Raw genomic sequence first — 7816 nt, forward strand, 5'->3', positions numbered from 1 at the left:
CCGCGCCGAGCTGGAAGGTCTGGCCGAGGTGCTGCGTCGCCACCCGCACGTCTGGGTGCTGACCGACGACATGTACGAGCACCTCGTCTATGGCGACTTCGAATACACCACCATCGCCCAGGTGGCGCCGGACCTGATCGACCGCACCCTGACGGTCAATGGCGTCAGCAAGGCCTACGCCATGACCGGCTGGCGCATCGGCTACGCGGGCGGGCCCAAGCCGCTGATCGACCTGATGCGCAAGGTGGCCAGCCAGACGACCTCCAACCCCGCCAGCATCAGCCAGTGGGCGGCGGTCGAGGCGCTGAACGGCCCGCAGGACTTCATGGCCGAGCGCCGCGACGCCTTCGAAAAGCGCCGCGACCTGGTCGTCTCCATGCTGAACCAGACCGCGGGCGTCACCTGCGCCACGCCCGAGGGCGCCTTCTATGTCTATCCGTCCATCGCCGGCCTGATCGGCAAGACGACGGAGACGGGCGTGGTCATCGACGGCGACGGGACCTTCGCCGCCGAACTGCTCAACGCCGAGGGCGTCGCAGTCGTGCAAGGCGAAGCCTTCGGCCTCAGCCCCTATTTCCGCATCAGCTACGCGACGTCGGAAGACGTGCTGGAAGCCGCCTGCGAGCGGATCCAGCGCTTCTGCGCCAGCCTCAAGTAAGCCCTTCTCCCCTCGGGGGGAGAAGGTGGGCGGCGGAGCCGCCCGGATGAGGGGGCTGTCAGCTCCAGAAACGGAAAGAGGGGGAGCCGTCTGCGGCATCCCCCTCACCCGTCTCGCTTCGTGATCCACCGTCTCCCCCGGAGGGGAGAAGGTTCAATGATCAGATCATCGCCATGCCGCCGTTCACGTGCAGCGTCTGCCCCGTGACATAGGCGGCTTCGTCCGACGACAGATAGACGGCCGCCGCGGCGATCTCGTCGCCCGTGCCCAGGCGGCCGGCGGGGATGTTCTTCAGGATGGTCTCGCGCTGCTGGTCGTTCAGCACGTCGGTCATCGGCGAGGCGATGAAGCCCGGGGCGATGCAGTTCACGGTGATCCCGCGCGAGCCGACTTCCTGGGCCAGCGACTTGGAGAAGCCGATCATGCCGGCCTTGGACGCCGCATAGTTGGTCTGGCCAGGGTTGCCGGTGACGCCGACCACCGAGGTCACGCCGATGATGCGGCCCGAGCGGCGCTTCATCATCCCCTTCATCGCCGCGCGCGACAGGCGGAAATAGCTTTCCAGGTTGATCTTGATGACCTGCTCGAAGTCCTCGTCCTTCATCCGCATCAGCAGGCCGTCCTTCGTGATCCCCGCATTGGCGACCAGGATGTCCAGCGGCGAACCGGCGGCTTCCTCCGCGCGAGCGACAAGGCCATCGACCGATTCGGCGTCCGACAGGTTGGCGGCGGCGGCGAAGGCGCGCTCCCCCAGCTCCTTGGCCAGGTCCTGAAGCACCGCTTCGCGCGTGCCGGACAGGACCACCGTCGCGCCTTGCGCGTGCAGGGCGCGGGCCACCGCGCCGCCGATGCCGCCGGTCGCGCCGGTCACCAGGGCCGTCTTGCCAGTGAGGTTGAACATTTTCAAAGCTCCGCCATTTCGTGGGTGGGGTCTAACCGAGCCCGCGCCAGATCGCCAGAGGAACGCCCGATGGACCGAAACCGCCTCATCGCCGACCGCCGCGCCCTCCTGCTCGGCGCCGGCGCGTTCGGCCTGTCCGGTTGCGCCACGTTCGGCGGCGGCGCGGCCGCGCCGGAGGTCCGCGGTCTGGAGCGCCTGCCCCTGAGCCAGAGCGTGCTCAACCGCTTCGTGGCCGAGCGCCGCCTGCCCGGCGCCTCGGTCGGGGTGCGAGCCCCGGACGGCAGTGACATCTTCATCCGGGCCGGAACGCTGGACTTCAACGTCTTCGACCGCGTCGGCCCCGACAGCCTGTTCCGCATCTTCTCCATGACCAAGCTGGTCACCGGCGCGGCGGCGGCCGTGCTGATGGAGGACGGCAGGCTGACGCTGGATGCGCCGGTCGCCGAGATCATTCCCGAGTTCGCCGCCCTGAAGGTCGCCACCAACCCCGCGCAGGGTTTGGCCGCCCGCCCGGCGCGCAACACCATGACCATCCGCCACCTGCTGACCCACACCAGCGGCCTGACCTATTCCATCGCCGGAGACGGCCCGGTCCAGCGCGCCTATCGCGAGGCCGGGATCACCCCCGGCGCGCCGCGCGGAGACGACCCACAGGTCCGGGATCTGGATGACATGGCCGCCAGACTGGCCGACATCCCCCTGATCGCCGAGCCGGGCGCGGCCTATAACTACAGTGTCTCGCTGGACGTGCTGGGCCTGGTGATCCAGCGCGCATCCGGCGTGGCCTTCCCCGATTTCGTCCAGCGGCGCATCCTCAATCCGGTCGGCATGGACGACACCGTCTGGCGGCTGCGCGAAGGCGACGCCGCGCGGCTGATGCAGGTCTACGCCTATGGCCGCGACCGCGCCGCGCCGCCGACCGCCGTGGCGGCCCTGTCGGCCGAGGCCTACGCCCGGCCCGTGACCCTCTATTCGGGCGGCGGCGGCCTGATCTCCTCGACGCGCGATTACCTCGGCTTCCTGTCCATGCTGCTGAACGACGGCCGCGCCGGACGCGTGCGGGTGATGAAGCCGGAGACGGCGCACCTGATCCGCACCGACATCCTGCCCGAGGGCCTGACCGCGGAAGGCGGCGGCTTCGGCTTCGGCGGCTGGATCGCCCGCCCCGGCCACAGGCGTCAGGGCGAGTTCGGCTGGAGCGGCGCGGCCGGCACCCAGGGCTGGATTGACCCGGAGCGGAATTTCGCCGCCACCCTGATGATCCAGGCCATGCCCTACCGCGCGGTCGACATCCTCAGCGAGCTGCGCCCCGCGCTGGACGCCGATCTGGGGATCGTGCGAACTGCCTAAATCGGCGGGGAAAACACCATGCGGGTTTCAGCACTCGGCTTGATGATCGGCATGGGCGTAATCCCCTTGCTGCCGGGCTGCGCCGGTCGAAGCGACAATCTCGCCTCTATCCTCAACGCCCCATGGGCATATCAAGGACAGCGCCTGACAGTCCTTGTCTATCCCCGTGACGTCGGCGACGGTTCCTACTTGGCTTGCCTCGATCCCTGTCCTGATCGTGCGCCGGAGAGCTTCGGCAATACTTGGGTCGTTCCCATCGACCCTGACGCCTTCAAGGGCTGGAATGGCGCAAAGGCCGTTCGGCTGAGCGTTGTGATGAATGCATCCAGCTACGCTCCCAACGCCGTTTCGGCGCACTTCCCGATCTGGCTGGAAGATGCGACGCCGGAAGACCGACAACGCCCTTAGACGCCAAACGCGCCCCACAACAGCGTCAGCATCAGCGGCGCCCACGACAGGCCCAGCAGCATCCACGCCTCGCGCGCGTCGCGGCGCCAGTAGCGGTACGCACCACCCGCCACGGCGGCCAGCATGGCCGCCGCCGTCAGCCCGCCCATCAGGTCAAATCCGCCGCGCACTGACAGCACCAGCGTCAGCCCGGCATAGAGCACCGGCGGGATCGCCAGCGCCGCCCAACTCGCGACGGTCAGCCGGCGAAGCGCCGTCGCCTTGGTCACAGCGACTTGGCGAACGCTTCCAGCTCTTCCGGCGTGTTCAGCGACAGGCTTTCGGCGTCCGGCGCGATGCGCTTGGCCATGCCGGTCAGCACCTTGCCCGAGCCGATCTCGGCGAAGCGGGTCACGCCGCCTTCCGTCGCCATCCACTCCATCGACTCGCGCCAGCGCACCCGGCCCGTGACCTGTTCGACCAGCAGGCGGCGCAGGACTTCCGGATCGGTTTCCGGACGGGCAGTGACATTGGCCACCACCGGCGCGACCGGGGCCACGATGGTCGCGGCGGCCAGGGCGGCGGCCATCTCGTCGGCGGCGGGCTGCATCAGCGGGCAGTGGAAGGGCGCCGAGACGTTCAGCGGGATCGCCCGCGCGCCCAGTTCCTTGGCCTTCTCGATGGCGCGATCCACGGCGGCCTTGTCGCCCGAGATGACGATGTTGCCGGCGTTGTTGTCGTTGGCGACCACGCAGACGCCGACTTCCGAGCCCGCCTTCGCGGCTTCCTCGGCCAGGGCCAGGTCCGTCTTCGGTCCGATCAGCGAGGCCATGGCGCCCTTGCCCACCGGCACGGCGCGCTGCATCGCCTGGCCGCGCAGCTTCAGCAGGCGGGCGGTGTCGGCCAGCGAGATCGAACCGGCGGCGCACAGGGCCGAATATTCGCCCAGCGAGTGGCCGGCCACGAAGGCGGCGCGGCTCACGTCCACGCCGAACTCGACCTTCAGCACGCGGGCGGCGGCGGCCGACACGGCCATCAGGGCCGGCTGGGCGTTCTCGGTCAGGGTCAGCTGGTCCTCGGGTCCTTCGCGCATCAGCACGGACAGCTTCTGGCCCAGCGCCTCGTCGACCTCGTTGAAGACGTCGCGGGCCGAGGCGAAGGCGTCGGCCAGCGCCGCCCCCATGCCGACCGACTGGCTGCCTTGTCCGGGGAACAGAAGGGCGAGGGTCATGGGTGGGCTCCGAAGCCGTGAATCAAGGCCGCAGCGATAGGCCGGGCGTGACGCAGGGGCAAGCCCGCGGCCTCAGGCCCAGAGGTGGATCGCGTCGGACGCCGGCTGCGCCTCCACCGGCGCCGTCTCCCCCGCATAGCTGATGCGGCTCTCGCGCCCGCCGCAGACGCAGCGGAAGCGTTGTGACCGTCCCGCCGTCGGCCAGTCGCGGGCCGGACCGAACAGGACCTTCGCCTCCAGCAGGGCGACATGCACGCAGCCCGGCGACAGGCAGCGCACGATCATCCGCCCGCGCGGCATATCCATTTGAGATTCGGCCATGAGTCCTCCCGGACCCGGACGCTAGCCGGGCTCGCCTGTGAGTCTCAAGGCCAATTCGTTCTACCTTTGTTCTATATCCACAGCGATGATCGAACCGGCGTGATCTGAACCACGGCCCTAGAACAGCACCGCCGGGTTCATGATCCTGAGCGGATCGATGGCCGCGCGCACCGCCTGCATGGTGGCGACCTCAAGCGGCGTCTTGTAGCGCCGGGCCTCCTCGGTCTTCAGGCGGCCCAGCCCGTGCTCGGCCGAGATGGACCCGTCGTAGCGGGCGACGATGTCGTGCACGATCTCCGACCCGGCCATCCAGCGGCCGATGAAGGCGGCGTGGTCCACGCCCGGCGGGCACAGCACGTCGTAGTGCATGTTGCCGTCGCCGACGTGGCCGAAGGCGCTGATCCGCGCGCCCGGCTCGAACTTTTCGACCGCCACGGCGGCCTCGTCCAGGAAGTCGGCGATGCGCGAGACGGGCACCGACACGTCGTGCTTCCAGCCGCCGCCCTCGGGCTTCTGGGCCGCCGACTGCTCCTCCCGCACCTTCCAGAAGGCGGCGCGCTGGGCGTCGTTCTGGGCGATGGCGGCGTCCACGATCAGCCCGGCCTCGAAGGCGTCCGACAGCAGCCGTTCCAGCGCAGCGTCGGCCGCCCCCGGCTCGCCCGAGGCCAGTTCGATCAGCACATACCAGTTCGGCGTCGACTCCAGCGGCTCGCGCGTATCGGGGATGTGCTTCAGCACGAACTCCATCCCGATCCGCTTCATCAGCTCGAAGGCCTCGACCCCGCCGCCGGTCTCGGCCTTGGCCCGCGCCAGCAGCTCGATGGCCGCATGGGCGGTCTCCAGCCCCACCATGGCCGTGGCCCGCGAGCGCATGATCGGGAACAGCTTCAGCGTCGCCGCCGTCACCACCCCCAGCGTCCCCTCCGCCCCGATCAGCAGTTGCTTGAGGTCATAGCCGGTGTTGTCCTTCCTCAGCCGCTTGAGGCCGTGGAAAATCCGGCCGTCCGGCATCACCGCCTCGAGGCCCAGGACCAGGTCGCGCATCATGCCGTAGCGCACCACCTGGGTGCCGCCCGCATTGGTCGAGATGACCCCGCCGATGGTGGCCGACCCTTCCGACGCCAGGCTCAGCGGAAACCGCCGCCCCGCCGCCGTCGCCGCCTGCTGCGCCTCCAGCAGGGTCACCCCCGCCTCCACCGTCATGGCGTCGTCCAGCGGCGTCACGTCCCGCACCGCCCTCAGCTTGCGCGTCGACAGCAGCACCTCGCCATAGGGGATCTGCCCTCCGACCAGGCCGGTGTTGCCGCCCTGCGGCACGATAGCCACGCGATGCTCGGCGCAGATCGTCACCAGCCGCGCCACCTCCTCGGTCGAGCGCGGCGTCAGCATCAGCGGCGTGTTCCCGCTCCAGCGGTTCCGCCACTCCGTCAGCCACGGGGCGATGTCGGACGGATCCTCGGTCCAGCCGCCATGACCGGCGGCGGCCTTGAGGGCGGCGAGAGCTTCAGGAGACGGGGAGGTCATGGGGATTTGTGGCAAGGCGCGGGCGATTGCGCCAGTTCAAACGGCCACTAGCGGAGCTAAAACCAGCCCGCCTCCTTCAGCACCGCTCTGTAAGTCCGGCTCACCGGCGCCGTCAGCCCGCCGGCGAGGCGTATCTCCCCCGCGCCGCGCCGCCACTGAACGCCCTCCACCGCCTCTGCCGCCACCCACCACGAGCGGTGCACGCGCCAGCCGTGGGCCAGGGCCAGTTCGTCCAGCGCATCGGCGAAGCGCAGGGTGATCATCTCCGCGCCGGCGTCGGTATGGACCTTCAGATAGTGGTCGTGCGCCTCGATCGCGATCAGCCGCGCCTCGCGGCGCTTCGCCGACAGCCGCCGCCGGAAGGCCGCCTCGGCCTCGGGCAGCGGCGGGGCGATGACGGTCCGGGTCTCGACCCGCACGGGCGCGCGCCGCCAGACCAAGGCCCGCACCGCCATCACCGCCAGCATGATCGGCCACACCTGCCACAGCAGCCACAGGTAGGCCGGCCAGGTGATCGGCTGGTCCACGAGCAGAGACTGAGTGACCAGCACCAGCAGCGTCACCGGCGGCGTCATCAGCACCGAGACCGCCGCCACCCGCCGCCAGGGTCTGGTGATGCGCCGGCCCAGCCGTTCGTCCGCCACGACCCCGATCAGCCCGCCCCCGACGATGCAGATCATCCAGTAGACATAGCGCTCCGTCGCGGGGGCGCTGTCCGAGTCGAAAGGCCCGAGGAACCCCATCAGCAGGCCGATCGCGGCCAGCAGGACGAGGTCGATCGCCCAGCGCCCCGCCGTCGCCGTCCCGATCCGCCGTCCCGCCTTGTCGCCCATGCCGTCCCGTTCGCGCAGTCCCGGCGCCGTTCGCGCAATCGGCCCTAGCGAGCCGCCGCGTCACCGGCAAGGACGGTCGCGAAACCGCAACCCTGCTGGATCGGAAAACCTGTGTCTCACTCCCGGCTCGCTGTCGCCGCCCTCGCCCTCGCCGCATCGATCGTCGCCTCTCCCGCACTGGCCCAGCTTCCGGGCGCCGATGTCGACGCCCGGCCCGATCCGGCCACGGCCTGCCACGTCGGCCTCTATCGGCTGGACGACGGGAGCTGGGTGGATGTCGCGCCTTTGGTGAGCCGGGGGCTCCGCTGGCGTCGGCTCGACGGGGCCACCGCGAAGATGACCCTGGGCGCCGACGGCCGTTGGGTCAGCACCCTGGGCTCGACCACCCGCGTCGAAGGTCCGCAGCCCCAACTCGGCGGTTGCGACGAAGGCCGGATCGTCTTCGAAGGCCAGCCCGGCGCCCGCGAGACGCTGGATGAGCGGGACACCACCTTCATCGGTCAGGGCGGCGCCCGCCTCCACGGGCGGTTGATCCTGCCGCCCGGCGACGGTCCCGTCCCTGCCATGGTCGAGGTGCACGGATCGGAAGGGGACAACGCCCTCGACTTCAA

General features: G+C 70.0%; 10 protein-coding genes. 4 read left to right on the forward strand and 6 right to left on the reverse strand.

Annotation, left to right across the window (positions count from 1 at the left end; all coding sequences use genetic code 11):
* A partial coding sequence (locus tag Q0C81_RS13175; protein ID WP_291838628.1) for an aminotransferase class I/II-fold pyridoxal phosphate-dependent enzyme occupies positions 1-658 on the forward strand: 658 nt, incomplete at its 5' end.
* 160 nt (positions 659-818) lie between these two features.
* On the opposite strand, the gene fabG is transcribed toward Q0C81_RS13175, so the two are convergent.
* A complete protein-coding gene (fabG, locus tag Q0C81_RS13180) occupies positions 819-1559 on the reverse strand; it encodes a 3-oxoacyl-[acyl-carrier-protein] reductase (protein WP_291838631.1) in 741 nt (246 codons plus the stop codon).
* Positions 1560-1628: 69 nt separating this feature from the next.
* On the opposite strand from fabG, the gene Q0C81_RS13185 reads away from it, so the two are divergent.
* Positions 1629-2909 carry a serine hydrolase gene (locus Q0C81_RS13185; protein WP_291838634.1) on the forward strand — a complete coding sequence of 427 codons (1281 nt, stop codon included), beginning with the start codon at positions 1629-1631 and terminating at the stop codon, positions 2907-2909.
* An 18-nt stretch (positions 2910-2927) separates the two neighbouring features.
* Entirely contained in the window at positions 2928-3317 is a 390-nt protein-coding gene (locus Q0C81_RS13190; RefSeq protein ID WP_291838637.1) for a hypothetical protein, read from the forward strand.
* On the opposite strand, the gene Q0C81_RS13195 is transcribed toward Q0C81_RS13190, so the two are convergent.
* The 5 genes from Q0C81_RS13195 to Q0C81_RS13215 form a co-directional block, all read right to left on the reverse strand.
* Positions 3314-3586: a hypothetical protein gene (locus Q0C81_RS13195; RefSeq protein ID WP_291838640.1), complete on the reverse strand. Its 273-nt coding sequence runs from the start codon at positions 3584-3586 to the stop codon at positions 3314-3316. The genes Q0C81_RS13190 and Q0C81_RS13195 overlap by 4 nt on opposite strands.
* Entirely contained in the window at positions 3583-4527 is a 945-nt protein-coding gene (gene fabD / locus Q0C81_RS13200) for an ACP S-malonyltransferase (protein WP_291838643.1), read from the reverse strand. The genes Q0C81_RS13195 and fabD overlap by 4 nt, the downstream gene beginning before the upstream one ends.
* A 72-nt stretch (positions 4528-4599) precedes the next feature.
* Complete coding sequence (locus tag Q0C81_RS13205) at positions 4600-4848, reverse strand: hypothetical protein (RefSeq protein ID WP_291838646.1); 249 nt, start codon at positions 4846-4848, stop codon at positions 4600-4602.
* Between the two features lie 117 nt (positions 4849-4965).
* The gene (locus Q0C81_RS13210; RefSeq protein WP_291838649.1) at positions 4966-6372 is read right to left on the reverse strand and encodes an FAD-binding oxidoreductase; all 1407 of its coding nucleotides are present in this window, start codon (positions 6370-6372) and stop codon (positions 4966-4968) included.
* A 56-nt stretch (positions 6373-6428) separates the two neighbouring features.
* Positions 6429-7205, reverse strand: coding sequence for a LytTR family DNA-binding domain-containing protein (locus tag Q0C81_RS13215; protein ID WP_291838651.1), 777 nt, complete (start codon positions 7203-7205; stop codon positions 6429-6431).
* A 111-nt stretch (positions 7206-7316) separates the two neighbouring features.
* Between Q0C81_RS13215 and Q0C81_RS13220 the strand changes: the two genes are divergently transcribed.
* Positions 7317-7816, forward strand: a 500-nt coding sequence (locus Q0C81_RS13220) for a hypothetical protein (protein ID WP_291838654.1), incomplete at its 3' end; no start/stop codon positions are given.

Origin of the sequence: Brevundimonas sp., assembly GCF_023259385.1 — a bacterium.
Taxonomy (GTDB): domain Bacteria; phylum Pseudomonadota; class Alphaproteobacteria; order Caulobacterales; family Caulobacteraceae; genus Brevundimonas.